Raw genomic sequence first — 26,924 nt, 5'->3', positions numbered from 1 at the left:
GTATACCTCATTTTATAAATTTTATATTATTAAATATTATAAGTGGAAAAATAGTGATTATAATATCTTTTATTATAAATATCATAATAAATTATTTATTTACATTTGGATATAATATTTTTAAGAGCTTTATTTATTATGTCCAATAATTATCATTATAGATGATAAAATTATTAAATTGGGTGCATATATTGAATTGAGAATGAGTCTCATATACAATCATAACAGATGAAAGAGAAATATAAAAGTTAGATATAGAGTATACATGGAGGTATAAATATGAAAAAGAACTTATTAAAGACATTAGTAGTTTCTTGTGTTACAGCTTTAATGTTTATAGGATGTGGAGCTAAGACTGAGGATGGAGCTAATAATGTATCAGAAAATACGGTAAAGATTACAGATGTAAGAGGAGAAGTAGAAATACCAGCAGATCCTCAAAGAATAGTAGATTTAAGTGGTAACAGTGATATTTTATCACTTTTAGGATATAAGGTTATAGGAACTGCAAATAGTGATGCTTATGATTATACTAAGTTCCCAGCATACTTAGAAGAGACATTAAAGGGAGCAGAAATTTTAGGTTACAGCATGCAAGACACTATGGATGTAGAAGCAGTTATGAACTTAAATCCAGACTTAATAGTTATATCAACAGTTCAAGAAAAAATGTATGATCAACTAAGTGAAATTGCGCCAACAGTTATGATTCAATTAGAAGCATTAAATTGGAAAGATGACGTTAGGGCTTTTGCAAAGGTATTTAATAAAGAAGATGTTGCAAACGAATGGATAGCAAATTATGAAGCAAAAGCTAAAGAAGCTGGTGATAAGATAAAGGCTGAATATGGTAATGATACTACTTATCTTTCATTCTTAGCAAGTGGTGGTCAATTCTTTATATTTGATGGTGCAGGATTTGGTGATGTTTTATACAATGATATGGGACTTGCAAAGCCAGAAGGAATGCCTGAACAAACAGATATTAGTTTACCAGTTGTAACTTATGAAGGATTAGCAGCTATTAAATCAGATTATATATTCTTAATAGCAACTCCTGAAGATTTAGCACAACTTGAAGCGAATAGTATATGGAATAGCTTACCTGCAGTTAAAGAAGGGAATGTTGTAGTTTTAGACTCATCTCCATACTTTAACCAAGGATATAGCTCAATCGGAAGACAATTATTAGTAGATGAAATAGGTGAAATGTTAAATGGAACAAAGTAAGAAGCGCACAATAATCTTTGTGATTTGCAGTTTGTTACTTTTAGTAGGTGGACTGGTTCTAGCTGTAAGGCTAGGATCCGTCCATATTACTTTTAGAGATATTTTTGACAGTATTTTTAATTATAGTGAAACTTTAGAAAAAATGCTTGTTAGAGATGTACGTATTCCAAGAGCTCTTGCTGTATTATTTACAGGAGGGATTTTAGGGGTAACAGGTGCAATGATTCAAGGAGTTACAAGAAACCCAATAGCTGAACCATCAATTTTAGGTGTCAGTCAAGGAGCAACTTTAGTAATAGCTATTTTTTATGCAACAGGAATTGCAATAACAACCACAAATGTAATGATAGCTTCTTTTATAGGAGCATTTATAACAGGAATTATAGTTTTAGGATTTATATCAAAAAAGGCAAATAATAATTCAATTGCTAAGATACTTTTAGCAGGTACGGCCATGAGTACATTTTTTATTTCTTTAACTACAGTAATTGGACTTTTATCAAACCAATCTCAAATGATAGGATTCTGGGTATCTGGAGGTTTTAGAAATGCAAGTTGGGCGGACTTTAAACTTGTATTTTTTGTAGGAAGTATTGGACTTATTATTGCAATGATGTTATCTCAAAAGATAAATATATTAAACCTTGGAGATGATGTCGCTATTGGCCTTGGACAAAGTCCAGAAAAGATTAGATTTACTACACTTATGGTTATTATACCAATGTGTGCGGCAGCAGTAGCAGTTGGTAAAAATATAGCTTTTGTTGGACTTATAGTTCCACAAATAGTTAGAAAAATATTAGGTGAAGATTATAGAAGAAATATACCATGTTCATTTTTACTTGGTGCAGTACTTTTAACTTATGCAGATATTGCTGCTAGAATGTTATTTAATCCTTATGAAACTCCTATTGGAGTATTCACAGCATTAATAGGAATACCATTCTTTATAGCAATAGCTAGAAAGGAGAGGGGATAATGAAAAAGAATAAGTTAAAAATAGTTTTAATAATATTGATAGCTTTATTAGTTATCTCCTTTGGCGTTACTTTATGTTGGGGTACATATAAAATATCTCCTATAGAAGTTATAAACACTCTTTTAGGTAATGGAACTAAGCTTCAAAATACAGCTGTATTAAGTATTAGGTTACCTAGAATGTTAGTTGGGATCTTTGTAGCAATTGCGTTATCAACAGCAGGAGCAATTCTTCAGACTATAACTAAGAATGACTTAGCAGATACAGGAATAATAGGTATAAATGCTGGAGCAGCAGTGGCTGCAGTATTATTTGTTACATTCCAAACTGCTAATTATTATAGCGAACTTGGGCAGTTTTCAATATTTGTACTACCAGTTATGGCTATAATAGGAGCAGCAGTTTCTGCATTTATAATATATATGTTATCTAGTAGAAATGGGATAAAACCTAAGAGACTTTTATTAATAGGAATTGGATTAAATGCAGGACTTAATGCATTTATAACCTTCTTTACTTTTAGAGGTGGAGTTGGAGATTATAATAAAATATTAGTTTGGACGTCAGGAAGCCTTTGGGGTTCAGGATGGAGCTATGCAAAAGTAATAATTCCTATTGTGTTATTTATGTTTATATTAGTTTTACTAAATTATAAAAAATTAGATGTCTTAAATCTTTCAGATGAAGTTGCATTATCTTTAGGGTTAAATTTAGAGAAGGAAAGAAAGAAGTTTTTAAGCTATGCAGTTATTTTAGCAGGAACAGCAACGGCTTTTGCAGGGAATATTGGGTTCTTAGGACTTATATCGCCTCATATAGCCAAAAAATTAGTTGGACCTTACCATAAAAACTTTATTTCAATATCAGCTATAATCAGCGTTATAATAATTCTCCTTGCAGATGCAGTTTCAAGAAATTTATTCTCTCCAATTGAGATTCCTGTTGGAATAACAGTATCTATATTTGGAGTACCATATTTTATTTATTTAATGATGAAGGAGAAATAATTATGGAAGCTATTAGTGTAAAAAACTTATCAGTATCATATGAAAATAATACTATAATCGAAAATATGAGTTTAAGTATACCTAAGGGTAAGATAAGCATAATAATTGGAGCAAATGGTTGTGGAAAGTCTACGCTACTTAAAACTATAGCTAGAATTAATAAGCCTAAGACCGGTGATATCTTCATAAATGATAAGAATATAAAAAAAGTAAAGGAAAAGGATATAGCAAAAGAAGTTGCATTCCTACCACAAGGACCAGTTTGTCCAAATGGACTTACAGTAAGAGAGCTTGTTGCTTTTGGTAGATTTCCTCATCAAAAAATGATAGGTGGACTTAATAGTCATGATAAGGAGATTATTGACTGGGCAATAAAAGAAACTGGTCTTAGTGAATTTGCTGATAGAGAAGTTGAAAATTTATCAGGTGGGCAAAGACAAAGGGCTTGGATTGCTATGACTCTTGCTCAAGAGACAGAAATTATAATGCTTGACGAACCTACAACTTATTTAGATATGTCTTATCAGTTAGAAGTATTAGAAGTGCTTCAAAAACTTAATAAAGAAAAAAATATTACAGTAGTTATAGTTCTTCATGAACTTAACAATGCTTGTAGGTTTGCAGATAATATTATTGGCCTTAAAAAGGGAAAGGTTATCTGTGAAGGGAAGCCTATAGAGGTTATTACAAAAGAAAATTTAAAAGAAATATATGGGATAGATGCTACTCTTGAAGTAAGTGAAAATGGTGAATATCCAGTATGTATTGAATACGAACTTTTCAGGGGGACTAATGAAAAATAAAAACTTTATAATAATAGTAATAGGGCAGATTATTTCTCTTTTTGGGAATGCGATTCAAAGATTTAGTATGTCCTTATATTTATTAGAATTTACAGGTAGTACAGCTGCCTTTGCAAATATATTAGCGATATCAACTATACCGTATATATTATTTGCACCTATAGCAGGAAGGCTTTCAGATAATGTGAATAGAAAGAAGATAATGGTCTATTTAGATTTATTCTGCTCAGCACTTATTGGAGGCTATGCTTTTATACTGCTTAGAGGAAGGGATAGTGAGCTTATAGTAGGAGCTGTTATGTTCTTATTATCAATATGCTATACACTATATGGACCAGCAGTAACGTCTTCAATTCCACAAATTGTTGAAGAAGAAAAATTAACTTCAGCAAATGGAATAATAAATCAAGTAGGATCAGTTGTAAACTTTGTAGGGCCTATACTTGCAGGAATACTTTATGGATTAGTTGGCATAAAGCTAATTGTAATAATAAATGCAGTAAGTTTCTTATTATCAGCAATAATGGAGATGTTCTTAGATATTCCTGATGTAGTGAAAGTAGCTGATGAACACGAGGTTAATATTGATAATAAAAAAGTATATAACAAAGAAATAGCATGTACAAAAGAAGATAAAGTATTATCTATTAGTTTTATTAGACAGTCTTTTGTTGATATGAAAAACAGTTTTATTTATTTAAAGACAGAAAAGAAAATAGTATTAGGAATTATAGCTTCTTATGCGCTTTGTAATATATTCTTAGTACCAATTTTATCGATAGTTGCACCGTATTTTATAAATATTATGTTAGGACTTCCATCGCAGGTTTATGGAATAGTAGAAGGTATATGTGTATTAGGTATGATATTAGGAGGACTTTGGATAAGTGTAAAACCAAAGATGTTCTCTATGAAAAAAGCTCATTATACATATTTCCCAATGATAGCTGGTGTTACATTGATGGCAATATTAGGATTTATTAAAATAAATAATTATGCTTTAGCAGGACTATTTGCGATTAGTGGTATGGCTATTATGTTATCTTTATCATTATCAAATGTTCTTACATTAACATTCATACAAAAAGAAGTACCGGCAGATATGCTTGGGCGTGTATCAGCATTTTCAACAGCGGTAGCAACAGTAAGTGTTGCACCTGGACAATTACTATTTGGACAAGTAATAGATATGGGCATACCAATAGGGTTAATATTAGCAATTACAGCTATAGTTAATGTTATGCTTATATTCTTTATTAAATGGAATGTTAGGGAATTAGCATAACTTCTAGAAATACACCAGTTAGATAAAATATTAATAGTAATAGTTTTATATATAAACTTATTTAAGCATACTAATATTGTATTGAAAAATGATGATAATATTTTTGTTTGGATTTAAGGAGATTGATAACCATGAAAGTACATATAGTATGGAATAGGGATAATGAAACAAAGGTTGTAGATTTGCCAATGGATGAAAGAGAATTATTAAAGGTACAAGGAAGCGTACTTGATAGAGATACAATAGGCTATATAACAGGTGTTGAAGTGAAATATTACGATGATAATGGAAAAGAAATAGAGAATATATTTCTCTTAAATAGACAGCTTAAAAATTAATTTTATAATAAAAAGCTCCAAGAAGAAATTGATGACTTCTTGGAGCTTTTTTTTACTTACCTTCAAATGGGCTTTCGTCAAATTTAATAAAATATCCTTGTGGATGTGAGCAAACTGGACATTGAGCAGGAGCGCTTTCACCTTCATAAATAAATCCGCAATTTGTACACATCCATTGATCTTTCTTTGTATCCTTAAATAATGAACCATTTGCTAGTTTTTCAGCATACCTAGTAAATCTTTCTGAATGTGTTTTTTCAATTGAAGCAATGTTATTAAATAAAGTATAGATATCCATGAAACCTTCTTCTTTAGCTATTTCAGCAAAGGATTTATAGATTTCATCATGTTCAGCAGCTTCATGTTTTTCAGCAGCTCTCAATAATGTTAAAGTACTAGTTTCAACTTCAGCTGGATATGTAGCTGTTATTTCGATTTCTTCTCCAGAAAACTCTTTAAGCTTTTTCATAAATTCCCAAGCATGAGCTTTTTCTTGATTAGCTGTATATATAAATAAATCATGTAAAATTGGGTATCCTTCTTTTTTTGCAACATCAGCAGCAAAAGTATACCTATTTCTTGCTTGGCTTTCTCCAGCAAATGCTCTCATTAAATTTTCTTTTGTTCTGCTAGTTTTAAAATCAGTCATTTAAATTACCTACCTTTCATTTTAATAATAAAAATTTCACATAGAGGTAGTTTATACATTAAAGTACATATTTATACTTAGTTAGGATACTTTCCTTTTAGAAAGTATCTTACTTTAAAGTGCATACTTTATTTTTAGGATATTTATTTATAAAATAAACATATGGTAATTGGGAATAGATTACTATTTAGATATAAGTCAAGAATAATATTCATTTGATAAATTCAAAGTATTATTAATAAGAGGGGGAGTAAGTATGACATATTTGCTTAAGGAATTAAATGATTGTAAGTTGAAGTTAAGTAATAGGTTGGTTTTTCCACCTATGGCTACTGCTAAATCAGATGTTGATGGAAAGGTTAATGAAGGTATATTAGAGTATTACGATGAAAAATCTAAAGGAGGATATATATCATTAATTATTATAGAGCATAGCTTTATTACATCAGAAGGTAGAGCAAACAAAGGACAATTATCTATAGCAGATGAGAATAATATAGAAGGGTTAAGAAAGTTAGCGGACACTATTCACAATAATGGATCAAAGGCTGTTATGCAGATAAATCATGCAGGTAGTTTAACTACTAAAGAAAAGACTGGATTTGATATTGTTGGACCTTCATCTATAATAAATCCACGAGGAAAAGAAATTCCAAGGGAGCTTAGTAAAGAAGAAATTAAAGAAATAATTAAAAGTTTTAAATTAGCAGCAAAACGTGTAAAGGAAGCGGGATTTGATGGAGTAGAGATACATTCAGCTCATGGATATCTTTTAAACCAATTTTATTCTCCTCTTACCAATAAGAGAAATGATGAATATGGTGGAAATATATTAGGTAGAATTAAAATTCATTTAGAAGTTATAAAAGCTGTAAAGGAAGCAGTAGGTGAAGACTTCCCAGTTCTACTTAGACTTGGAGCTTGTGATTATTCTGAAGGTGGGAATTCAATAGAAGATTGTAAAATAGCAGCTTCAGAATTCGAAAAGGCAGGAATAGATATATTAGATATTTCAGGTGGAATGCTTGGCTATATTATTCCTGGCCTTAATGAACAAGGATATTTCTATGAGGTTACAGAAGAACTAAAGAAGGTTGTATCAATACCAGTAATATTAACTGGTGGAGTAACTGATATTAATGCTGCAGAAAATTTACTAGCTTCAGGTAAAGCTGACCTTATAGGGGTAGGAAGAGCTATATTTAAAGATTCGTTATGGGCAAAAAGAGCCATAGAAATTCTAAAAACTAATAGATAAATTATTAATATAAAAATAAGGTAGAGATTCTACTTTATTTTTTTGTTTGTATTTATAGAAACTGATTTAGATATAAGTTTATGTATTCGAGGATTTTATTAAAGATTGCATAAATTTGTGAAAATATGAGGAACATAGTTTGTGTAGATACTTTTGGAAATAGAATATTAAAATGAGGTGATTTTATGGAATCAGTATGGGCTAAAAGCTGTGAATTTGGAAGACGAGAAGTTTTAAAAAAAGATATAAAAACTGATGTTTTAATTATTGGTGCGGGAATAGCAGGAATATTAACAGCATATATGTTAAAGCAAAATGGTAGAGATGTAGTTTTAATTGATGCAGCTGAAGTAGCAGGGGGAAATACTAAAAACACTACTGCAAAGATAACATCTCAACATGACTTAATTTACGATAAATTAATATCAGAATTTGGCGAAGAAAAAGCTAAACAATATGCAAAGGCAAATGAACTTGCTATAAAAAAATATAAGGAAATTATTAAAGAAAGAAAAATAGAGTGTGAGTTTGAGGAGAAGCCATCATATGTCTACTCCCTAAATGAAATAGAAAGTATTAAGAAAGAGATAGAAGCTGCAAGGAAAGTTGGTATCAATGCAGAGTTTGTAGAGAAAGCTAATCTTCCTTTTGAGATTAAGGGAGCTATTAAATTTAATAATCAGGCACAATTTAATCCGCTTAAGTTTTTAAAAGATATTTCAAAGGATTTAATTATCTATGAGAATACTAGAGCATTAGAAATTAAAGAGAATTTAGTAATTACAAATAGAGGTGAGATCACAGCTAATAATATAGTTGTAGCGACACATTATCCAATAATGAATACACCGGGATATTATTTTTTAAAGATGCATCAGGAAAGATCTTATGTCATTGCTTTAGAAAATGTAGATGATATTGATGGTATGTATATAGATGTTGATAAAGATGGATATTCATTTAGGATGTATAAGGATTTACTATTATTAGGTGCTATAAAGCAAAGAACAGGAGAAAATGAGATTGGAGGAAGCTATGATGCATTAAGAAGAGTTGCAAAAGACTTATATCCAAACTCAAAGGAAAGATATATTTGGTCAGCTCAAGACTGTATGACTATAGATGGAATACCTTATATAGGCAAATATTCTGACGAAACCCCTAATATATATGTTACAACAGGATTTAATAAATGGGGAATGACTAGTTCTATGGTGTCAGCAATGATAATATCAGATATGATTTTAGGAAAAGAAAATGATTTTTCAGAAATATTTTCTCCAAGAAGATTTGATTTATCAGCATCAATAAACAATGTTGCCAAAGATATAAGTGAAACAGCTAAGAACTTTATTGCACAAAAAATATCTATTCCAAGCAGTACTATAGAACATATTAAAAATGGGCATGGTGGAATTGTTGAATATAATGGAGAAAAGGTTGGAGTTTACAAAAATAATGAGGGAAAAGAATTTATTGTATCAACAAAATGTTCTCATTTAGGATGTCAGCTTCATTGGAATGCAGATGAATTAACATGGGATTGTCCATGTCATGGATCAAGATTTGATTATGAAGGACGATTAATAGGAGGGCCTGCTACTAAAGACCTAGTAGATTAGTGAGAAAAGAAGAGCAATGATAGGATATATTTAAATAAATTGAATATATTGAGTTCTTGCTCTTTTATCTTGTAAAAAATAAAAAAGTAAAGGGAATTAATTTGATATTATCACTAGTTAGTGATATATTAAAGGCATGGAAGATATAAAGGAATTAATCAAAGAAAATCAATTAACTTTATCAACTCTAGTTGTTTTTACAAGAGCAGAACATGCAATTCATAAGAAGGAGCTTGAGACTGTTAAAGAGTCTGGATTAACACCAGCTCAATTTGGAGTTTTAGAAGCTTTATATAATAAGGGAGACTTGCGAATTTGTGAATTAATTGAAAAAATATTAACTACATCAGGCAATATAACAGTAGTGATAAAAAATTTAGAGAAGGAAGGTTTAATAAAAAAGAATCCAGATCCTGAGGATAAGAGATCATGTATAATATCCTTAACTGAAAAAGGAAAAGATATTATAGAAAGTATATTACCTAATCATATCAACAATATTAAGAGTATTTTTGAAGTTCTAACTGATGAAGAAAAGATTACTTTAAAAAATATATTAAAAAAATTCAAAAATAAAGAAAAATAAATTTTTTTAGATATATATCACTAATTAGTGATAAAATTAATTAAATAAAGTATAATATGAAATTAACAATGATTGAAATAATATTAATAAGAAAATTTATAAGTATAGAAGAAGGGAAGAATATTAATGAAAAATTTTAGAAGTATAGAACGTATATTTAAGGGACCAGAATCTCATATGGTTGGGGATGGATTTAAGGTATCACAATACTTACCAGCAGCAATAAACGATATGGAGCGTTTATCGCCATTTTTACTATTAGATTATCATGCACCTCACTACTATAATCCATCATCGACTAGATTAGGCGTTGGAGCTCATCCGCATCGTGGATTTGAAACAGTAACAATTGCTTATGAAGGGAAAGTTGAGCATCATGATAATAACGGAAATCACGGAATTATAGGTCCTGGAGATGTTCAATGGATGACTGCTGCATCAGGTATACTGCATAAAGAATATCATGAAACTGAATTCAGCAAAAATGGTGGTACTTTGCATATGATTCAACTTTGGGTTAACCTTCCTAAAGATAAGAAGATGACAGAGCCTAAGTATCAAGCTTTATTAAGAGAGAATATGGGAATGTTAAAGCTTGATGATGGTAAAGGTGAGGTTAGCATTATTGCTGGTGACTTTAAAGGAATAAAAGGACCGGCTAGTACCTTTACTAAAATGAATATTTATAATGTAAACTTGAAGGCTAATGCAACAATTACTATAACTGAACCAAGTAACTTTAATACAGGGATACTTGTTTTAAAAGGAAAAATTAAAATAAATGAAAATGAATTATGTGAAGAAAAGGATTTTATCTTATTTAATAATGTGGACGGAGAGATTTTAGTTGAATCAGTTAGTGAAGATACGTTATTTATTGTTTTAAGTGGAGAACCAATAAATGAACCAGTTGTATCACATGGGCCATTTGTAATGAATACAGTAGAAGAGATATATGAAGCATATGAAGATTTTAGAAATGGTAAATTTGGTACTGAAGTTTTCTAAAAATAATAGAATGATAACGTGAAATATTCACTATTTATTATTTGTAAATATACTATAAAGTAAATAGCATATTACAAAGGGGATAATTAATGAAAAATAGTAATTATGAAGATATATATATTAGGATGAATGAAAATGATAAAGAAGAGTTACGTTTGTTAAATATACAGCATCGTGCTGATGTAATATGCATCATAAGTGACATTTTTTCTTATAGAGCCACTTTAGAAAGTATTGAATTAGTATACAGTAGGTATGATAATACAGCTGATCAGATAGCTAACCCAGATATACCAGCAATAAAAGCCGCATTACTTTTATTAATTGCTAGATTAATTTATAATCAAATAGGATTTATCAGATATGATCATTTATATGAGCGGAAAATGAGGGGGGGGTATGAACATTCCCTTAAACCTAATGTAGATATAAATCTTGCTAATATATTCAAAACTATAGGAAGTTTTTATGGATTAATAGCAGCTATTGAAATTTATAATAGAGATCTTCAGCAACCTATCTTTGGAATATAGTTATCCTGTAAAATTATGGTATTACTTAAGTTGGATTCAATTTAGAATTAGTTTCTTTGAAGTAAATTTTATTAAGAGGCTGATATAATAAAGCAGAGTATCACAAAGGATACTCTGCTTTATTATATATTAATTGGAATAAACTCAATATCATAAAGCTTTTGAGCGTATTCTAAAGCTTCTTCAGGTGTATGTGTACCGATAACAGCACTTCTTACAGCATTACCAAGTATATTTTCAAATTTCTTTTGATCAAATTTGGGGTGATATACATTAATAATATTTCTAGTTCCGTAGTGGAAGTTAGACTTTGACTGTGATAACCAAGGAAAAATATCTAATAAATCGTAATTATTATATATAGATTTATTAGGTGATAGACCGCCTAGCAAAGTAAAAGCATTAGAAATTTCATCGCTATAGAACCACCTAAAGAATTCATAACATTCATCTATTTTACTGCTATTTTTAGCTATTCCAATAACACCACCACCTAATATTGGGTTATTTCCTGGAATTGATGCACAACCTACGTTTCCTACTATATTTGAATGTTTATTATTAATTACATCAGATGCGTGGTTGCTAAATGATATAGCCATGGCAGTTGAGCCGTTTGAAAATTCTTTAATAGAATCTCCCCACCAATTGTTACCTTGCTTGTTGCTGTATCTGTATGTTTCAATATAGTTTTTTAAGGCATCTAAAATTTCTTTAGTATTTATAACTATTCGTCCATTTTTATCGAAAAGGGTATTAGTTTTATTTAATAATCTAGGTAAAAAGTCACATGCTGCAACTGCTGATGATCCGAAGGTTAATGTTGAACCATATTGAGTTGGAGATTCATTATTTAATGACTTCGTAAAGAAAGAAGCGATTTTATTATATTGTCCAAAATCTGTAGGTATAGTTAAGTTTTCATGGAACATTTCATAATAACTTCTTTTTATTATTGCATCTTCAAATAAGTCTTTTCTATATAAGAATATTAATGTACTAGGGTCAAAAGGTAATGCATATTGAGTATCTCCCACGTATGAGTAATCTGCTTTAGTATCATCAACAATATTTGAAAAGATAGAAGAAAAATCTTTTCCGGTATCTTTAAATGGAATATAAATTGAAGATGCTAATTTAGACATCCATGCAACATCCATTCTTATCAAATCATAAAAATTATTATCTCCAACCATCGTGATATGATCATATAAATCTCCAAATGATAATACGTTAAGTTTAACTTCAATACCAGTAGCCTTCTTAAAATTTGGAAGCAATTTTTGTAAAGCTTCAGATGATGGAGAGAATACAGTTAACATGTTTAACTTCTTACTAGACTTACTTTCTTTTAAATATGGAAAGTTAAATCTGAAACCATCATTATTTAAAGTTTTATTTTTGGGTAGAGGTTTTTTATTTATAAGATATTCGATTAAATTATCTGCAACTATTTTCCCCATAGATTTATAATCTAGTTCATAAGACGTAAAATGATTATTTGGAAAGATCTTTGTATTATCTATGGTTATAATGTGAGGAGTTTTATCAGTTTCACTAAATCTACATGCTGATAATACTGATTCAGCTCTATCTAAATTAGATGTTATTATTACATCAAAATTATTATCTCCGCTAACTATATCAAAGGCTTTAGTCTTAGATAATCTATCATCTGAAGTAAAGTGTTGAATATAGTTTTCATTACATTTTAATGATTGGACTAAGCCATCATATATATATCTTTCAGGAGTATATTTTTTTGTTCCTGAAAAATAAGCTATAGATTTAAAGTTCTTTATTTTTATATATTTACCGATATCTTTTCCAGCTAATTTAAAGTCGAATGATATATAAGAAGAATTTTTTATTTTATTAGAAGGTTCTCTATCTATAAAAATTACTGGACAATTATGCTTATAAATAGATATTTCATCACCTAAACTTGAAACGGTTACTATAGCATCAAGTCTTGAAAAGTTAATCTTATCTAAAATATTTTTCTCTAATACTGGAGTATCATTTGTTGTATATAAATCTACTTCGTAGTCATATGCAATAAGAATATTTCTAAGAGTAGAGAAAAATTCTGAATAATGTGATGATTCTAAAGATGGAATGATGACTGCTATTAGTTTTTTAAAGCCTTGTCGCAATTGTTGAGCTTGAGTATTTCTTACATAACCAAGCTTCTTAGCGGCCTCTTCAACTAATTTAATCTTATCTAAACTGACTTTACCTGTTTTGTTTAGAACGTTAGAAACTGTCCCATGGGATACACCAGCTTCTATCGCTATGTCCTTTATTGTTACCACTATTTGTACCTCCAAATTATATTATAAATCCTACAATCAATATATTAATTTTATAGTATTTTAGCTTAAAAGACTATAAAAATATCAATAAACATAAAAATAGAGTTTAAAAATGAAACGTACCAATAGGATAAAAGTGTAAATTAAGGTTAAGAATAGATTAAATTAAGGTTAAATACTACCAAAAAATATAAAAAACGTATAAAATTAATAAAAAAGCATTTGACACGTACCAATTTAATGTTATAATGTATACGTAAACAATAAGCTTAGATAATTTATCTATAGGCTTATTATTTATATTTGAATGGGTAAAAAATTAATAACAAGAGAGGATTACTGAATGTATTTGATTATTATATTTATGTAATCAGTAAATGATGGAGGGGACCAAAAATGAGAAAAAAATCTATTTTAAGAAGACTAGCAGTAGTATTATCAGCTACTATTGCAGGTGGAATGTTATTTACAGGATGCGGAAAATCAGGAGATGGTGATGTAGAAACAAACTCAAGCAAATCGGACAAGCTAATAATATATTCTAATTCTGTTTCAGATGGAAGAGGAGAATGGTTAAAGGAAAAAGCAGCAGAAGCAGGATTCAATATTGAATATGTAGATGCAGGTGGCGGAGAATTAGAAAATCGTTTAATAGCTGAAAAAAATAATCCAATAGCAGATATTGTATTTGGTTTAAACACTATGACATTTGAAAAATTTAAGCAACATGATTTATTAGAGCAATTTGTACCAACTTGGGCTGGAGAAATAACAGAAGGATTAAATGACAAAGATGGTTACTATCACTCACTTGTTAAACAAGCAATTTTATTAATATATAACTCAGATTTATACAACGAAGAAACGGCTCCAAAAGATTGGATAGATTTATGGACTAAGGAAGAATACTATGGTAAATACGAAGTTCCTACAAAGCTTTCAGCAGGAACAACAAGGGTAGTTCTTTCAGGAATATTAACTCGTTATGTAGATCCAAATGGTGAACTGGGAATTTCAGAAGAAGGATGGAATCAAATTAAAGCATACTTTGCAAATGGTTCAAGAGCAGTAGAAGGTGAAGACTTCTATGCTAACTTAGCATCAGGAAAAACTCCAATGGGACAAATGTGGTCAAGCGGTATTGTTTCAAGAGAAGAGCAATATGGTGTTAAAGCTGGAATGGTTAACCCAAGTGTTGGAGTACCTTACGTAGTAGAACAAATTGGAATAGTTAAGGGAAGTAAGAAAGTTGAAACTGCGAAAGAATTTATAAATTGGTTTGGAACTGCTGATATACAAGGTCAATGGGCTGAAGAGTTCTCAACAATGCCTGCTAATGAAAATGCAATGGACAAAGCTAGCGATGCTAATAAATTCTTAAGTGAAAACTACAAAGTTCAAGATATAGATTGGACATTTGTTACTGAAAACATAGATGAATGGATGGAAAAAATAGAGCTTGAATATTTAAAATAGAATAATATTAAGGACTAATAGATATATTTAAATTTATTAGTCCTTATAAAATGGGGGGAAACTTGTGATAAACTTAAAAAATATTGAAGTTAAATTTGGAGATTTTAAAGCACTATCAAATATTAATTTAGAAGTGAAAGAAGGAGAATTCTTTACATTTTTAGGACCATCGGGATGTGGAAAAACTACAACATTAAGAACTATAGTTGGATTTATTCAGCCTTCAAATGGGACTGTAAGTGTAAATGATGTAGATATAACAAACACTCCTATTGAAAAAAGAAATATAGGGATAGTATTCCAAAGCTATGCTTTATTCCCTACATTAAATGTATATGAAAACATAGCTTTTGGATTAAAGGTTAAGAAGTTATCTAAAAAGGAAATAGATGAAAGAGTAAGAAGTATTGCTAAAAAGGTTGATTTAAATGATGAACAGTTAATGAAGAAAGTATCAGAATTATCAGGTGGACAACAACAAAGAGTTGCTATAGCTAGAGCTCTCGTATTGCAACCAGGAATTCTATGTTTAGATGAGCCTTTATCAAATTTAGATGCTAAACTTAGAGTTCAGCTTAGAAATGAACTAAAAGAGTTACAAAAGAAATTTGGAATAACAACTATTTATGTTACTCATGATCAAGAAGAGGCATTAACATTATCAGATAGAATAGCAGTATTCAATAAAGGGGTTATTGAGCAAGTAGGGACTCCAAGAGAAATATATAATGAATCCAAAACTGAATTTGTATGTAATTTCATAGGGGATATAAATCATCTAGATAAGGAAACTGTAAAAGAAGTTATAAAAGAAACAGGAGCACATTTAGACCCTGATAAAGAAAGTTACATAAGGCTAGAAAGAGTTAATATAGTTGAAGATAAGGTTAGTGATAAATATGCAATTATTTCAGCTGAAGTATTGTCTTTTGAATATTATGGGTTATACATTAAGTATTACTTAAAAGCAGGTAATAGTGTGATTAAGAGTATAGAAAAAGAATTTGGACAAGCTGCTTATAATGTTGGAGATACTGTAAAAGTTTGTTTAAACCCAGCAGACATAATGCAATATTGAGGTGAAGAAAATGGAAAAGTTTAAAAAGAATCTTACGTCAGAAAAGCTTATAAGATACTTGATGTATGGTGCATTTGCTTGGTTTATTATTTCATTTTTAATATTACCAAATCTGAATGTACTCTATACCACATTTTTTGCTGATGGAAGTTTTTCCTTTGAGGCAGTGGAAAAATTATTAAAATCAGAAAGAGCTATGAATAGTTTGAAAAACAGTTTTATTTTAGCTATTTCATTGACAATTACAGTTAATATTGTAGGGGTCTCATTAGTATTAATAACTGAGTACTTTGATATTAAAGGTTCAAAGTTATTACGTTTAGGATATATGACTACATTAATATATGGTGGAGTTATATTAGTTTCAGGATATAAATTTATATATGGAAGCAATGGATATATAACTAATATATTAGCTTCAATGTTTCCTAATATGAATACTAATTGGTTTGTTGGATATTGGGCTGTAATATTTGTTATGACATTTGCCTGTACATCTAATCATTTAATATTCTTATCTAATGCAATTAGGAAGGTTGACTTTCAAACAGTTGAAGCAGCTAAAAATATGGGAGCATCAACTTTTACAATATTAAGAAAAGTTGTTTTACCAGTATTATTACCATCAATTTTTGCAGTTAGTATATTAATATTTATTACTGGATTAGGGGCTACATCTGCTCCGTTAATAGTAGGTGGAGAGAGTTTCCAAACTATTACACCGATGATACTTACTTTCTCGAAGAGTATTGGCTCTAGAGATTTAGCTTCGCTATTATCTATCTTTTTAGGAATAGCTACGATGATATTACTTGCAGTTATGACTAGAATTGAGAAAAAAGGAAACTATATGTCTGTATCTAAGGTTAAGACAACTATTGTCAGACAAAAAATTAATAATAAATTTGCTAATATATTAGCTCATATATATGCATATGCTCTGTTTTTAATATACGTGGTACCGGTAGTTTTAATAATAATATTTTCATTTACAGATGCAAAGAGTATAGCAACAGGAGTTATATCGTTAGATAGTTTTACTTTAAAGAATTATCAAAGTTTATTTACTAATGCAAGTGCAATTAAGCCTTTCTTAGTAAGTATAGTATACGCATTAATTGCATCTATTGGAGTTGTAGTTATTACTGTCGCTGCTTGTAGGATAATTCATAAAGTTAAAAATAAGTGGTCATCAGCATTAGAATATTCATTATTAATTCCTTGGTTATTACCAAGTACATTAATAGCTATAGGCCTTATTACAACTTTTGATAGGCCAAGATGGTTTATAGGAAATAAGGTGTTAACGGGAACTTTAATAATTATGTTAATAGCGTATATAATAGTTAAAATTCCATTTACATTAAGAATGACAAAAGCTGCTTTCTTTAGTATAGATGATACATTAGAAGATGCATCTAAAAATCTAGGAGCAAGTAGTATGTATACATTCTTTAGGGTTATATTACCAATAATTATTCCATCAGTTTTAGCAGTATTTGCTTTAAATTTTAATTCATTATTAAATGATTACGATTTATCAGTATTCCTATATCATCCATTATTTCAACCATTAGGAGTATTTATAAAGGGATTAACTGATGCGCAAACTGTTGCTGACAATGTTACGATGACATTTGTTTACTCAGTAATAATAATGATAATATCATCAATAATATTGTATTTAGTATATGGAAGAAAGAATGACAAAATTAAGGGATTATAGGAGAAGACGATGAGCTGTAATAATAATTGTTTTATGGTTGGAAAAGAAAAATATAGAGATATAAATTCTTTATTAAATAAAAAAATTAATGAGAAAAAAGTTTTAATAGCTGTTCATAGAGGAAGTCCAGGTGGGAATATAATAGAAAATACAATTCCTGCATATCATAATTCATTAAGACTTGGTGGAGATATGTTTGAGATGGATGTAATTAAATCTACTGATGGTATTTTATATACATTCCATGATGGAACTGAGCGTAGAAATCTAAAAGAAGAAGATAACATAAAAACTATGTCTTCAGAAAAAATAGATAGTTTATTTTATTATAATAGTATTGGGGCGCCAAGTGAATTTAAAGTAGAACGTTTTGAAGATGTTGTTAAAGAGTTTAATAAAGGTGAACTTTACAATATAGATAGAGCATGGGATATATTCCCCGAGGTATTTGAGGCTTTAAATAAATATGATTATGCAATTGGGCAAGCATTGTTTAAATCACCTGTTAAAAAAGAAATCTTAGAGTTCTTAGAAAAGAACGAAAAAAAATATATGTATATGCCGATAGTATACTCTTTAGAAGAAATAGAAGAGGTATTAAGCTACGAGAATATAAATCTTGTAGGGTTAGAAATTATTGCAAAAGATACAGAATGTGATTTGTTTAATGATGATGTACTAGATCGCTTAAAGAGTAAAGGGTTATTTCTTTGGGTTAATGCAATAACATTAGATAAAGAAATTGTACTATATGGCAAATTAGATGATAATATTTCTGTTATCGAAGGACCTGAAAATGGATGGGGAAAATTATTTGAAAAGAAAATTGATATAATTCAAACAGATTGGCCTAGTCTTTTAAAGGAATATAGAGATAAATATTTTAATAAATAATAATACTAAGGTAAAATTCCAAATTGATGATATTATATCAGTTTGGAATTTTTATTTTATATGAGAGGAGAAGATTATGGAAAAGCTATATGAACTAAATATGATATCTACATTTTTTAGACTATTATTGGCCTTAATTTGTGGGGGGATTTTAGGTGTTGAAAGAGGTAAAAAAAATAGGCCTGCAGGCTTTAGAACATATATGCTAGTTTGTGTTGCATCTGCTATGGTTATGATTACTAATCAATATATATCTGAAATGTATTCGACTGGAGACCCCTCAAGAATGGGAGCGCAAGTAATAAGTGGAATAGGTTTTCTAGGTGCAGGCACAATTATAGTTACTGGTAGAAATAGAGTCACAGGTCTAACTACAGCAGCAGGATTGTGGGCATCTGCATGTATTGGCCTTACTATAGGTGTTGGATTTTATTCAGGAGCAATAATAGGATGTATTATGATTTTTGTAGCTATGGCATTATTACATGGTGTTGATGATAGGATTACATCTTTGGCAAAGGAAGTTATAGTATATATAGAATTTGCTAGTATAAGTAACTTAAGTGTTTTTTTAGAGTATGTAAAATATCATAATATGAAAGTAATAGATTTAGAGTTAATAAAATCTAATGAGTTAAATGAGCCTATAGTAGGTGGAATATTTACATTAAAATTGCTTGAAAAAACTGAGTATATAGATATTATAGAATTACTAGGTAAATCAGAAGGTGTTTGTAGTATAGAGGAAATTTAAAATTAGTTTTACATGAAGCTTAAGTTGAATAAATTTATAGACTGATGTAAATATGCAATATATAATTAAAGAAATGATGAAAAGTAAATTCTTAAGGGGAAAAAGTTAAGTTTGGGAGGATACTTTATGGTTAATTTAGAAGTGCTAAAAGAATTATCTGATGCATTTGGACCATCAGGTTTTGAAGATGATGTAGTAGAAGTTATAAAGAAGCATTGTAAGGATATGATAGTAGAAAACGATGCTATGAATAATGTTTTTGCAAGATTAAAAAGTAATGGGAATAAAAAGATAACAGTAATGTTAGATGCTCATACTGATGAAGTTGGATTTATGGTACAAGCAATAAATGATAATGGATTATTAAGTATAGTAAAGCTTGGAGGATGGCATAATACTACTATTCCTGCACATACTGTTTATATAAAAAATAGAGATGGTGAATTAATAAGAGGAATTACAACATCTAAGCCCTCGCATTTTATGAGTGCAGCAGAAAAAGCTAGTAGTTCTCTTGAGATTGAGGATATTTTTATTGATGTCGGAGTAAGCAGTAGGGAAGAAGTTATAGATATATTTAAAATTAAGGTTGGAGACCCAGTTGCACCAAATGTAGAGTTTGATTTTAATGAGAAAACAGGTATATGTTTTGGAAAGGCTTTTGATAACAGAGTAGGCTGTTTCTGCATTATTGAAACTTTAAGAGCTTTAGCAAAAGTAACAGATTTAGAGGTGAATGTAGTTGGTGCATTTGCAGCTCAAGAAGAGGTTGGAATTCGTGGAGCTCAAATAACAACTAATGTTGTTAATCCAGACTTGGCCATTGTTTTTGAAGGTTCACCAGCAGATGATTTATATTACTCAAAAAATATATCTCAAGGGACTTTAAAGAACGGTGCTCAAATTAGAAATTTAGACCAAGGATATATAGGCAATCCTTTATTTATAAGATTTGCAGAAGAACTTGCTGATAATAATTCTATAAGATATCAAAATGCAGTAAGACGTGGAGGTTCTACTGATGCAGCAAAGATAAGCTTAGGAAATAAGGCAGTTCCTTGTTTAGTGTTAGGAATTCCATCAAGATATGTACATAGTCATTATAATTACTGTGCAAAAGATGATATAGAAGCAGCAGTATCTTTAGCTGTAGAAGTTATTAAGAATTTAAATGAACAGTTAATTAATAAGATTATGAGAAAGTAATTAATATAAAAGCTATACTTATTAATTTAAGTATAGCTTTTAAGTTTATTTGATTTATAAGTATTGGAATTAAAGAGTTAATTATAAATGCTTTAATATTTAATTACTTGAATTTTTGCGGAAATTGTTTAATTATGCCATCAACGATTATATCCGCAAACATAATCATATGGTCTTCACCTTTATCAAACGCATTAATATCTGCTTTCCAATCTTTATTTAATCTAGCTACGGCTTGAGCTGTAACAAAATCTAAATGTTTATGTAGCATATCTTTTAAAGTTTCATTTGAATAGTTAGGATTAGCAGAACTTAAAAAATCAGCTATTTGGTCAGCATTATTATACCATAATTTGTTATATTTCTCTAAATCAGCTTTATTTCCGCTCTTAGCAGAATCAACAACTTGACCAGCAAGTTCTATATGCTCTCTCAATAGTTTGGCAAGTTTATTTCCTGCGTCTTCGCCGTAGTAAGGTTTAATTGAATTGCCGATATCATCTTGGTTTCTAAGAAGTCTTTCTAGTACATCACCTTTATCTTCAAGTGAAGCTAGATCGCTTACAATAAAACTTCTAGTCCATAAAACATGGTCTATCCAAAGTCTCCTTTCTGCCATTCTTAAATCACATGTAGCTTTGTTATAAGGCATATCTTTGGATTCCCTATCCGCTAAGGCTTGAACCTTAGTTGGTGATAAGATTAAGGATAATAAAAACAGTGAAAAGAATATGTTTCTTAAAATTTTTTTCATTAATATATACTCCTTTAATAATTAAATTTCAACCTTAGTTTTTTTCAAGTCGTATAGAAGTATACATAATTAATATATATTTTACTTAACTAGAGATTATGTATAAATATGATAATATAGCATTCACTTACTTCATAAGTAAAGAGTAATGCTTATAGTAACAAATAATTATAAATCTAAAAATTATTTATTCTATTTTAATAAGGTAATAAAAGGTTAAAGATATATTGTTTTGTAGGAATATATATTTTATACTAGTTTATTAGATAGATAAAATTATAAAAAAGGGAAAATAAGAATGGAAGAGAAAATGAAGAATAAAATTTCTACCCCAAGATATCAGCAAATTGCAATTGAAATTGCTACTAGGATTGCTAGTGAAGAATATAGAATTGGAGAAAAGATATATGCACGTTCTAATATAGCAGGACAATATGGAGTTTCACCAGAAACCGCAAGACGCGCAATTTCTGTTTTGTGTGATTTAAATATAGTTTCATCAGAAAAGGGAAGTGGAGTAACCATAAAATCACATAAAAATGCAGTTAACTTTATTAAGCAGCATAGCAAACGTAAAACTATTGATACTATAAAAGAAAATATATTGGATAGTATAGATAGACAACAGAAGGAAATGGATACATTAAATAGGCACTTATCTGATTTGATTATTGCGTCAGAGCATTTTAGATCAATGAATCCGTTTATGCCTTTTGAAGTAAGAATTACTTCAAAATGTATATATTTAAATAAGACTATTTCTGAAATTCAATTTTGGCAAAATACTGGAGCAACTGTATTAGCTATACAAAGAAATGACATGATGATAAAATCTCCAGGACCATATGCCATATTATTAGAAAATGATATTTTATATTTTTTATCTCAAGATGATAATTCAAAGCAAGTTAAAGATTTTTTATATCCATTAACTGAGGAATAAACTGAAGGTGCTCAAGAATAAATTTGAGCACCTTTTCCAATATTTGACTAAGTAACAACTTTGGTGTATAATAAAGTTGTTACTTTGGTTAAGAGGAGGAGAATTTATGATTGAATTTAAGAATATTTCCAAAGGATATAAGAACAAAAAGATATTGAAAGGTATTAACCTAAATATTGAAAAAGGAAAGCTAATTACAATTATTGGTGAGAGTGGGTGCGGAAAGACTACCCTATTAAAGATGATTAATAGATTAATTAAACCTAGTAGTGGGGCAATTTATATTGATGGAAAGAATATAAAATCAATTGATGAGGTTATGCTACGTAGAAATATTGGTTATGTAATACAACAAACGGGGTTATTTCCTCACATGACTATAAGGGAGAATATTGAACTTATTCCTAAGATGCAAAAAATAGATAATGATAAAATTCTTGAGAACACTAAAAAGTTAATGCAGATGGTAGGATTAAAAAGTGAAGAATTTTTAGATCGTTATCCGACTGAATTAAGTGGAGGACAACAGCAACGGGTCGGTGTTGCAAGAGCTTTTGCTAATGATCCAGATATTATTCTTATGGACGAGCCATTTTCAGCGTTAGATCCTATGACAAGGTCAGATTTGCAGGATGAGCTTGTTGAATTACAGTCTAAATTAAAAAAGACTATTGTATTTGTTACACATGATATGGATGAAGCCATTAAGATTTCAGATATGATTTGCATAATGAAAGATGGAGAAATGTTACAATATGATACTCCGGAAAATATACTAAAGAATCCGGTTAATGATTTTGTTTCTAACTTTGTAGGTAAAAATAGGATATGGTCATCACCGGAATATATAAAGATTTCAGATATTATGATAGATAAACCTGTTACTGCATATAAAGAATTATCTGTTTTTAAGTGTCTTGATAAGATGCGTCAGAAAAAGGTAGATAGTCTTCTAATCATTGATCCTAGTGAACGTAAGTTATTAGGTATTGTAAAAGCAAGTCGTTTAAGAAGTGTTGAAGATAAGACACAACCTGTAGAAAGCCTCATGAATGTTGATTTCCCAACCCTTGTGATGAATGAAAGTATTTTAGATGCGTTGAAAATAGTTACAGAAGAACACATATCTACAGTTCCTGTTGTTGGTGATAATAATTGTTTATTAGGATTAATCACAAAAAGTAGCTTAGTTACAACACTAAGTCAGCAATATTTTGATTTTGAAGAGGAGCAGGTAATATAATATGAGTTTGATTCAATATATACTAGAAAACCAATCGCAAATATTAGGATTATTAATAGAGCATATAAGATTGACGTCAATTTCTGTTGGAATGGCAATATTAATAGGAGTTCCTCTTGGAATACTTATATCTTATGCATCAAAGGTAAGCAAACCAATATTATCTATAGCTAATGTTATTCAAGCTATACCTAGCATGGCACTACTTGGCTTTATGATACCTTTCTTAGGTATAGGTACAGCACCTGCAATAGTTGCAGTTGTTCTTTATTCACTTCTTCCTATAATAAAGAATACTTATACGGGAATAGAAAATATAACACCAGAAACTCTGGAAGCTGCAAAGGGGATTGGATTAACACCATTTCAAGTATTGATAAAGGTACAAATTCCTTTAGCCTTACCAGTAATTATGGCAGGAGTTCGTATTGCATCAGTAACTGCAGTTGGACTTATGACAATGGCAGCATTTATAGGTGCTGGTGGGTTAGGATATCTTGTATTTTCAGGGATTCGTACCTTGAATAATAATCAAATATTAGCTGGTGCAATACCTGCTTGCTTATTAGCGTTATTTGTTGATTTCTTAATAGGGATAGTTGAAAACTTAGTTATGCCTATTAGTATGAAAAAAGGAAGTATCAATGATAAAAAGAAAAAGCGTATGGGACAAAAGGCAATATTAATTAGTACAAGCGTACTAATATTAATTATTTTTGTAACAACTTCTGTTGGTAATGCTGGCGTAGGAGAACGTACAATTACTGTTGGTTCTAAAGATTATACGGAACAAGCTATTTTAAGTAATATGGTTGCGGATGTAATTGAAGATAGAACAGATATAACTGTAAATAGAAAATTCGACTTAGGTGGAACTCAGGTTTGTTTTGGAGCATTGCAATCAGGAGATATAGATATGTATGTTGAGTATACTGGAACAGCGTATACTGATACCTTGAAACATCCTCCAATTAGTGATATGCAAGAGGTTTATAATACAGTAAAATCTGAGTTCAAAGAGTTGTATGATATAGAAGTTTTGAAACAAATGAACTTTAACAATACTTATGTTTTAGCTGTTTCAGAAGATATATCAAAAAAATATAATCTTGAAACTATAAGTGATTTAGCAAAGGTTGCTAATAATATGAAATCAGCAACTACATTTGAGTTTTCAAATAGAGAAGATGGGTTAGTAGGATTACAAAAGGAATATAATTTTAAAGTTGGTGAGAGTTTGACTTTGGATAGTTCGCCTAGGTATACTGCATTAGTAAATGGTGATGTTGATATAATTGATGCGTTTGCTACTGATGGATTATTAAGAAAGTTTAACTTAAAAACTTTGATAGATGATAAAGATTTTTTCCCTCCATATTACCCAACACCAATTATTAAATCAGATACTTTAAATAAGTTTCCAGAAATAGAAGATGTTTTAGAAGAAGTAGGGTCAATCCTTACTAATGATGTTATGAGTGAGCTAAATTATAGAGTTGATGAATTGCAAGAATCACCTGAGAGTGTAGCAAGAAATTTTCTTATAAGTAGTGGAATTATTAAATAAAGTATAGTTTTAAAATAATATATTTAAATTTTGTTAGATATCCTTATTGATAATTATTTGTTTAAAATCAATAGGATATCTAACAGATATCTATCTAAAATTTATATCCGTACAAGAATACATTAATTGATTCATTAATTGAATCAAAGGCTAATTCTTTTTCAGCTAAGCGTTTAAAGTTTTGACTATCGTAAAATCCATAATTACATCTTGTATCAGTATATAGGTATAATGAACTAACATTCATTGATTTCATATATTCAGATAAATAGTTCAATAATGTTTTTCCTATACCAAATCCCCTAGCTTCTTTAGAGACTATAAATAATTGTATACAACCTTCAAAGTTATCTTCTCTACCTTTTATAATTTCTTTATATACTTCTTGAATTTTAGCAAATTCTTTTATTACCTTTCTATTTTTTTCGTCTGCTAGAATTTTTCCGATTTCAGTTTCATCAATTTTAGTAGTATTATGAATATTTTTTAATGATATTTTATCATCTTTAGCTTTACCTAAAATTAAACCTATCACTTTATTATTTTTTTCTGCAACTTTGCTAAATGAGCTATCAGCTACACATTCCTGTAAGTAAAATCCAGTTACAGTATCTAATAATACTTCATCTTTTATAAATTCACCAAATCCAAAAGCTTCAGCAATAAGCTTTTTAATAGTGTCGTAATCCTTTTGCATTAAATCTCTATAAATAATTTTATCCATATTAACAATTCTCCCTTTTACAAAAAATTAATTATAGTAATTTGGCCAAATACTATATAATGAAAATAAAGTATCCATTAAGGGGAGAGTCAATAATAATTTTAAAAGTAATGGAGGAATTTATGGAAGAGGGATTATATTCTATAGGAGAAGTCTCAAAAATTAAAGAGATTACAGTGAAAACTCTAAGATATTATCATAAGATAGGAATTCTTATACCCAAATTTATTGATGAAAATACTGGATATAGATACTATTCCATAGATCAATTTATTTATATTGATATAATAAAAGGATTTAGGGCGTTAGGAACAAGTATAGTTGAATTACAAGAAATTTTTGGTGAATGTGATATGGATAAATTGTTAGATTTTCTTGATGAGAAGAGATATGAGGCAGAAGAAAATATAAACAAGATGAAAAATATAATAAGCAATATAGATGCACTAACAAAAGGAATAAGAGTTTCTAGAGGGTTAGTACAAAATAATGAAATCAATATTAAGATTTTTGAAGAGCGTAAGATAGTTACAGTGCCATGCAAAGAAGTAGGAGGATTAAAGGAATTACTTTATTACTCCAATTTAGATAAAATAATTAAGGAACAAAATATAAAGCAAACTATGGAGAGGGGAATAATATACAGATTAAATAAAGATAGCACTCTTGAATCTATGTATGTATTTAATACTATTGAAGAGGAGAATTTAATTAGCAGCAGTAATATAATGATATTGCCAAAAGGTAAATATTTAACTTTAATATATAATAGTGAAAATGCTAGTGAATGTGGGAAGAAAATGCTTGGATTTATTAATGAAAATAAGTTGAAGCCTGAAGAATGGATAGAAATTGAATTATTTAATAATATTTTTGAGACTGAATTATACAATTGTCAGATACAAGTTCTTGTAGAGAGAATGTAAGGAAAAACAACTCACTAGAA

The 26,924-nt window shown here is 29.4% G+C and carries 25 protein-coding genes; 21 read left to right on the top strand and 4 right to left on the bottom strand.

What is annotated here, in order from left to right; translation table 11 throughout:
* Positions 1-279 precede the first annotated feature (279 nt).
* The 6 genes from H8S20_RS10070 (at position 280) to H8S20_RS10045 (ending at position 5,642) form a co-directional block, all read left to right on the top strand.
* Positions 280-1,230, top strand: a complete 951-nt coding sequence (locus H8S20_RS10070; RefSeq protein ID WP_032117411.1) for an iron-hydroxamate ABC transporter substrate-binding protein — start codon at positions 280-282, stop codon at positions 1,228-1,230.
* The gene (locus H8S20_RS10065; protein ID WP_186860026.1) at positions 1,217-2,209 is read left to right on the top strand and encodes a FecCD family ABC transporter permease; all 993 of its coding nucleotides are present in this window, start codon (positions 1,217-1,219) and stop codon (positions 2,207-2,209) included. The genes H8S20_RS10070 and H8S20_RS10065 overlap by 14 nt, the downstream gene beginning before the upstream one ends.
* Positions 2,209-3,216, top strand: a complete 1,008-nt coding sequence (locus tag H8S20_RS10060; RefSeq protein WP_032117413.1) for a FecCD family ABC transporter permease — start codon at positions 2,209-2,211, stop codon at positions 3,214-3,216. Before H8S20_RS10065 ends, H8S20_RS10060 begins: the two co-directional genes overlap by 1 nt.
* 2 nt (positions 3,217-3,218) lie before the next feature.
* Positions 3,219-4,019: an ABC transporter ATP-binding protein gene (locus H8S20_RS10055; RefSeq protein ID WP_186860025.1), complete on the top strand. Its 801-nt coding sequence runs from the start codon at positions 3,219-3,221 to the stop codon at positions 4,017-4,019.
* Positions 4,009-5,304, top strand: coding sequence for an MFS transporter (locus H8S20_RS10050; protein ID WP_186860024.1), 1,296 nt, complete (start codon positions 4,009-4,011; stop codon positions 5,302-5,304). The genes H8S20_RS10055 and H8S20_RS10050 overlap by 11 nt, the downstream gene beginning before the upstream one ends.
* A gap of 131 nt (positions 5,305-5,435) precedes the next feature.
* Positions 5,436-5,642 (top strand): hypothetical protein, encoded by a 207-nt coding sequence (locus H8S20_RS10045; protein WP_186860023.1) that lies wholly within the window; start codon positions 5,436-5,438, stop codon positions 5,640-5,642.
* 52 nt (positions 5,643-5,694) lie between these two features.
* Here H8S20_RS10045 and rbr read toward each other — a convergent pair whose 3' ends face one another.
* A complete protein-coding gene (gene rbr / locus H8S20_RS10040) occupies positions 5,695-6,291 on the bottom strand; it encodes a rubrerythrin (protein WP_186860022.1) in 597 nt (198 codons plus the stop codon).
* Between the two features lie 256 nt (positions 6,292-6,547).
* Here rbr and H8S20_RS10035 point away from each other — a divergent pair, with 256 nt between their 5' ends.
* From H8S20_RS10035 to H8S20_RS10015, 5 genes are all read left to right on the top strand, one after another.
* Complete coding sequence (locus tag H8S20_RS10035) at positions 6,548-7,549, top strand: NADH:flavin oxidoreductase (RefSeq protein ID WP_186860021.1); 1,002 nt, start codon at positions 6,548-6,550, stop codon at positions 7,547-7,549.
* A gap of 185 nt (positions 7,550-7,734) precedes the next feature.
* Positions 7,735-9,171, top strand: a complete 1,437-nt coding sequence (locus H8S20_RS10030; RefSeq protein WP_032117424.1) for an FAD-dependent oxidoreductase — start codon at positions 7,735-7,737, stop codon at positions 9,169-9,171.
* A 136-nt stretch (positions 9,172-9,307) separates the two neighbouring features.
* Positions 9,308-9,757, top strand: coding sequence for a MarR family winged helix-turn-helix transcriptional regulator (locus H8S20_RS10025; protein WP_032117425.1), 450 nt, complete (start codon positions 9,308-9,310; stop codon positions 9,755-9,757).
* Between the two features lie 126 nt (positions 9,758-9,883).
* Positions 9,884-10,765 (top strand): pirin family protein, encoded by an 882-nt coding sequence (locus H8S20_RS10020; RefSeq protein ID WP_032117426.1) that lies wholly within the window; start codon positions 9,884-9,886, stop codon positions 10,763-10,765.
* Between the two features lie 89 nt (positions 10,766-10,854).
* Positions 10,855-11,298 (top strand): hypothetical protein, encoded by a 444-nt coding sequence (locus H8S20_RS10015; protein WP_186860020.1) that lies wholly within the window; start codon positions 10,855-10,857, stop codon positions 11,296-11,298.
* A 122-nt stretch (positions 11,299-11,420) separates the two neighbouring features.
* On the opposite strand, the gene H8S20_RS10010 is transcribed toward H8S20_RS10015, so the two are convergent.
* The gene (locus tag H8S20_RS10010) at positions 11,421-13,613 is read right to left on the bottom strand and encodes an extracellular solute-binding protein (RefSeq protein ID WP_186860019.1); all 2,193 of its coding nucleotides are present in this window, start codon (positions 13,611-13,613) and stop codon (positions 11,421-11,423) included.
* Positions 13,614-14,009: 396 nt separating this feature from the next.
* Between H8S20_RS10010 and H8S20_RS10005 the strand changes: the two genes are divergently transcribed.
* From H8S20_RS10005 to H8S20_RS09980, 6 genes are all read left to right on the top strand, one after another.
* Positions 14,010-15,089 (top strand): extracellular solute-binding protein, encoded by a 1,080-nt coding sequence (locus H8S20_RS10005; RefSeq protein ID WP_032117428.1) that lies wholly within the window; start codon positions 14,010-14,012, stop codon positions 15,087-15,089.
* A 64-nt stretch (positions 15,090-15,153) separates the two neighbouring features.
* On the top strand, positions 15,154-16,167 hold the full coding sequence (locus tag H8S20_RS10000) for an ABC transporter ATP-binding protein (RefSeq protein ID WP_032117429.1): 1,014 nt from the start codon (positions 15,154-15,156) through the stop codon (positions 16,165-16,167).
* Between the two features lie 10 nt (positions 16,168-16,177).
* Entirely contained in the window at positions 16,178-17,893 is a 1,716-nt protein-coding gene (locus H8S20_RS09995; RefSeq protein ID WP_032117430.1) for an ABC transporter permease, read from the top strand.
* A gap of 9 nt (positions 17,894-17,902) precedes the next feature.
* On the top strand, positions 17,903-18,787 hold the full coding sequence (locus H8S20_RS09990; protein ID WP_081921672.1) for a glycerophosphodiester phosphodiesterase family protein: 885 nt from the start codon (positions 17,903-17,905) through the stop codon (positions 18,785-18,787).
* A 100-nt stretch (positions 18,788-18,887) separates the two neighbouring features.
* The gene (locus tag H8S20_RS09985; RefSeq protein WP_436231596.1) at positions 18,888-19,541 is read left to right on the top strand and encodes an MgtC/SapB family protein; all 654 of its coding nucleotides are present in this window, start codon (positions 18,888-18,890) and stop codon (positions 19,539-19,541) included.
* A gap of 126 nt (positions 19,542-19,667) precedes the next feature.
* Entirely contained in the window at positions 19,668-20,747 is a 1,080-nt protein-coding gene (locus H8S20_RS09980) for a M42 family metallopeptidase (RefSeq protein ID WP_186860018.1), read from the top strand.
* A 103-nt stretch (positions 20,748-20,850) separates the two neighbouring features.
* Here H8S20_RS09980 and H8S20_RS09975 read toward each other — a convergent pair whose 3' ends face one another.
* Positions 20,851-21,501, bottom strand: coding sequence for a glycosyltransferase (locus H8S20_RS09975; protein ID WP_186860017.1), 651 nt, complete (start codon positions 21,499-21,501; stop codon positions 20,851-20,853).
* A 310-nt stretch (positions 21,502-21,811) separates the two neighbouring features.
* Between H8S20_RS09975 and H8S20_RS09970 the strand changes: the two genes are divergently transcribed.
* The 3 genes from H8S20_RS09970 (at position 21,812) to H8S20_RS09960 (ending at position 25,254) form a co-directional block, all read left to right on the top strand.
* A complete protein-coding gene (locus tag H8S20_RS09970; RefSeq protein ID WP_366456006.1) occupies positions 21,812-22,444 on the top strand; it encodes a GntR family transcriptional regulator in 633 nt (210 codons plus the stop codon).
* Between the two features lie 106 nt (positions 22,445-22,550).
* On the top strand, positions 22,551-23,687 hold the full coding sequence (locus H8S20_RS09965; protein ID WP_186860016.1) for a betaine/proline/choline family ABC transporter ATP-binding protein: 1,137 nt from the start codon (positions 22,551-22,553) through the stop codon (positions 23,685-23,687).
* Position 23,688: 1 nt separating this feature from the next.
* Positions 23,689-25,254 carry an ABC transporter permease/substrate-binding protein gene (locus tag H8S20_RS09960; protein ID WP_186860015.1) on the top strand — a complete coding sequence of 522 codons (1,566 nt, stop codon included), beginning with the start codon at positions 23,689-23,691 and terminating at the stop codon, positions 25,252-25,254.
* Positions 25,255-25,348: 94 nt separating this feature from the next.
* Here the strand turns inward: H8S20_RS09960 and H8S20_RS09955 are convergent, their stop codons facing one another.
* Positions 25,349-25,978 carry a GNAT family N-acetyltransferase gene (locus H8S20_RS09955; RefSeq protein WP_186860014.1) on the bottom strand — a complete coding sequence of 210 codons (630 nt, stop codon included), beginning with the start codon at positions 25,976-25,978 and terminating at the stop codon, positions 25,349-25,351.
* Between the two features lie 122 nt (positions 25,979-26,100).
* Between H8S20_RS09955 and H8S20_RS09950 the strand changes: the two genes are divergently transcribed.
* Positions 26,101-26,904, top strand: coding sequence for a MerR family transcriptional regulator (locus H8S20_RS09950; protein ID WP_207725295.1), 804 nt, complete (start codon positions 26,101-26,103; stop codon positions 26,902-26,904).
* The last annotated feature ends 20 nt before the right edge of the window (positions 26,905-26,924 follow it).

Origin of the sequence: Clostridium hominis (assembly GCF_014287825.1) — a bacterium.
Classification (GTDB): domain Bacteria; phylum Bacillota; class Clostridia; order Clostridiales; family Clostridiaceae; genus Clostridium; species Clostridium hominis.
This window is presented reverse-complemented; position numbering and strand designations above follow the sequence as displayed.

What these genes read in the sequence shown, in the direction of transcription:
- H8S20_RS10020 (WP_032117426.1), top strand. Translation starts at nt 9,884, where the DNA reads ATGAAAAATTTTAGAAGTATAGAACGTATATTTAAGGGACCAGAATCT.
- H8S20_RS09960 (WP_186860015.1), top strand. Translation starts at nt 23,689, where the DNA reads ATGAGTTTGATTCAATATATACTAGAAAACCAATCGCAAATATTAGGA.
- H8S20_RS10070 (WP_032117411.1), top strand. Translation starts at nt 280, where the DNA reads ATGAAAAAGAACTTATTAAAGACATTAGTAGTTTCTTGTGTTACAGCT.
- H8S20_RS10045 (WP_186860023.1), top strand. Translation starts at nt 5,436, where the DNA reads ATGAAAGTACATATAGTATGGAATAGGGATAATGAAACAAAGGTTGTA.
- H8S20_RS10060 (WP_032117413.1), top strand. Translation starts at nt 2,209, where the DNA reads ATGAAAAAGAATAAGTTAAAAATAGTTTTAATAATATTGATAGCTTTA.
- H8S20_RS10015 (WP_186860020.1), top strand. Translation starts at nt 10,855, where the DNA reads ATGAAAAATAGTAATTATGAAGATATATATATTAGGATGAATGAAAAT.
- H8S20_RS10025 (WP_032117425.1), top strand. Translation starts at nt 9,308, where the DNA reads ATGGAAGATATAAAGGAATTAATCAAAGAAAATCAATTAACTTTATCA.
- H8S20_RS09985 (WP_436231596.1), top strand. Translation starts at nt 18,888, where the DNA reads ATGATATCTACATTTTTTAGACTATTATTGGCCTTAATTTGTGGGGGG.
- H8S20_RS09980 (WP_186860018.1), top strand. Translation starts at nt 19,668, where the DNA reads ATGGTTAATTTAGAAGTGCTAAAAGAATTATCTGATGCATTTGGACCA.
- H8S20_RS09965 (WP_186860016.1), top strand. Translation starts at nt 22,551, where the DNA reads ATGATTGAATTTAAGAATATTTCCAAAGGATATAAGAACAAAAAGATA.
- H8S20_RS09975 (WP_186860017.1), bottom strand. Translation starts at nt 21,501, where the DNA reads ATGAAAAAAATTTTAAGAAACATATTCTTTTCACTGTTTTTATTATCC.
- H8S20_RS09950 (WP_207725295.1), top strand. Translation starts at nt 26,101, where the DNA reads ATGGAAGAGGGATTATATTCTATAGGAGAAGTCTCAAAAATTAAAGAG.
- H8S20_RS10065 (WP_186860026.1), top strand. Translation starts at nt 1,217, where the DNA reads ATGGAACAAAGTAAGAAGCGCACAATAATCTTTGTGATTTGCAGTTTG.
- H8S20_RS09955 (WP_186860014.1), bottom strand. Translation starts at nt 25,978, where the DNA reads ATGGATAAAATTATTTATAGAGATTTAATGCAAAAGGATTACGACACT.
- H8S20_RS10005 (WP_032117428.1), top strand. Translation starts at nt 14,010, where the DNA reads ATGAGAAAAAAATCTATTTTAAGAAGACTAGCAGTAGTATTATCAGCT.
- H8S20_RS09990 (WP_081921672.1), top strand. Translation starts at nt 17,903, where the DNA reads ATGAGCTGTAATAATAATTGTTTTATGGTTGGAAAAGAAAAATATAGA.
- H8S20_RS10030 (WP_032117424.1), top strand. Translation starts at nt 7,735, where the DNA reads ATGGAATCAGTATGGGCTAAAAGCTGTGAATTTGGAAGACGAGAAGTT.
- H8S20_RS10050 (WP_186860024.1), top strand. Translation starts at nt 4,009, where the DNA reads ATGAAAAATAAAAACTTTATAATAATAGTAATAGGGCAGATTATTTCT.
- rbr (WP_186860022.1), bottom strand. Translation starts at nt 6,291, where the DNA reads ATGACTGATTTTAAAACTAGCAGAACAAAAGAAAATTTAATGAGAGCA.
- H8S20_RS09995 (WP_032117430.1), top strand. Translation starts at nt 16,178, where the DNA reads ATGGAAAAGTTTAAAAAGAATCTTACGTCAGAAAAGCTTATAAGATAC.
- H8S20_RS09970 (WP_366456006.1), top strand. Translation starts at nt 21,812, where the DNA reads ATGAAGAATAAAATTTCTACCCCAAGATATCAGCAAATTGCAATTGAA.
- H8S20_RS10035 (WP_186860021.1), top strand. Translation starts at nt 6,548, where the DNA reads ATGACATATTTGCTTAAGGAATTAAATGATTGTAAGTTGAAGTTAAGT.
- H8S20_RS10055 (WP_186860025.1), top strand. Translation starts at nt 3,219, where the DNA reads ATGGAAGCTATTAGTGTAAAAAACTTATCAGTATCATATGAAAATAAT.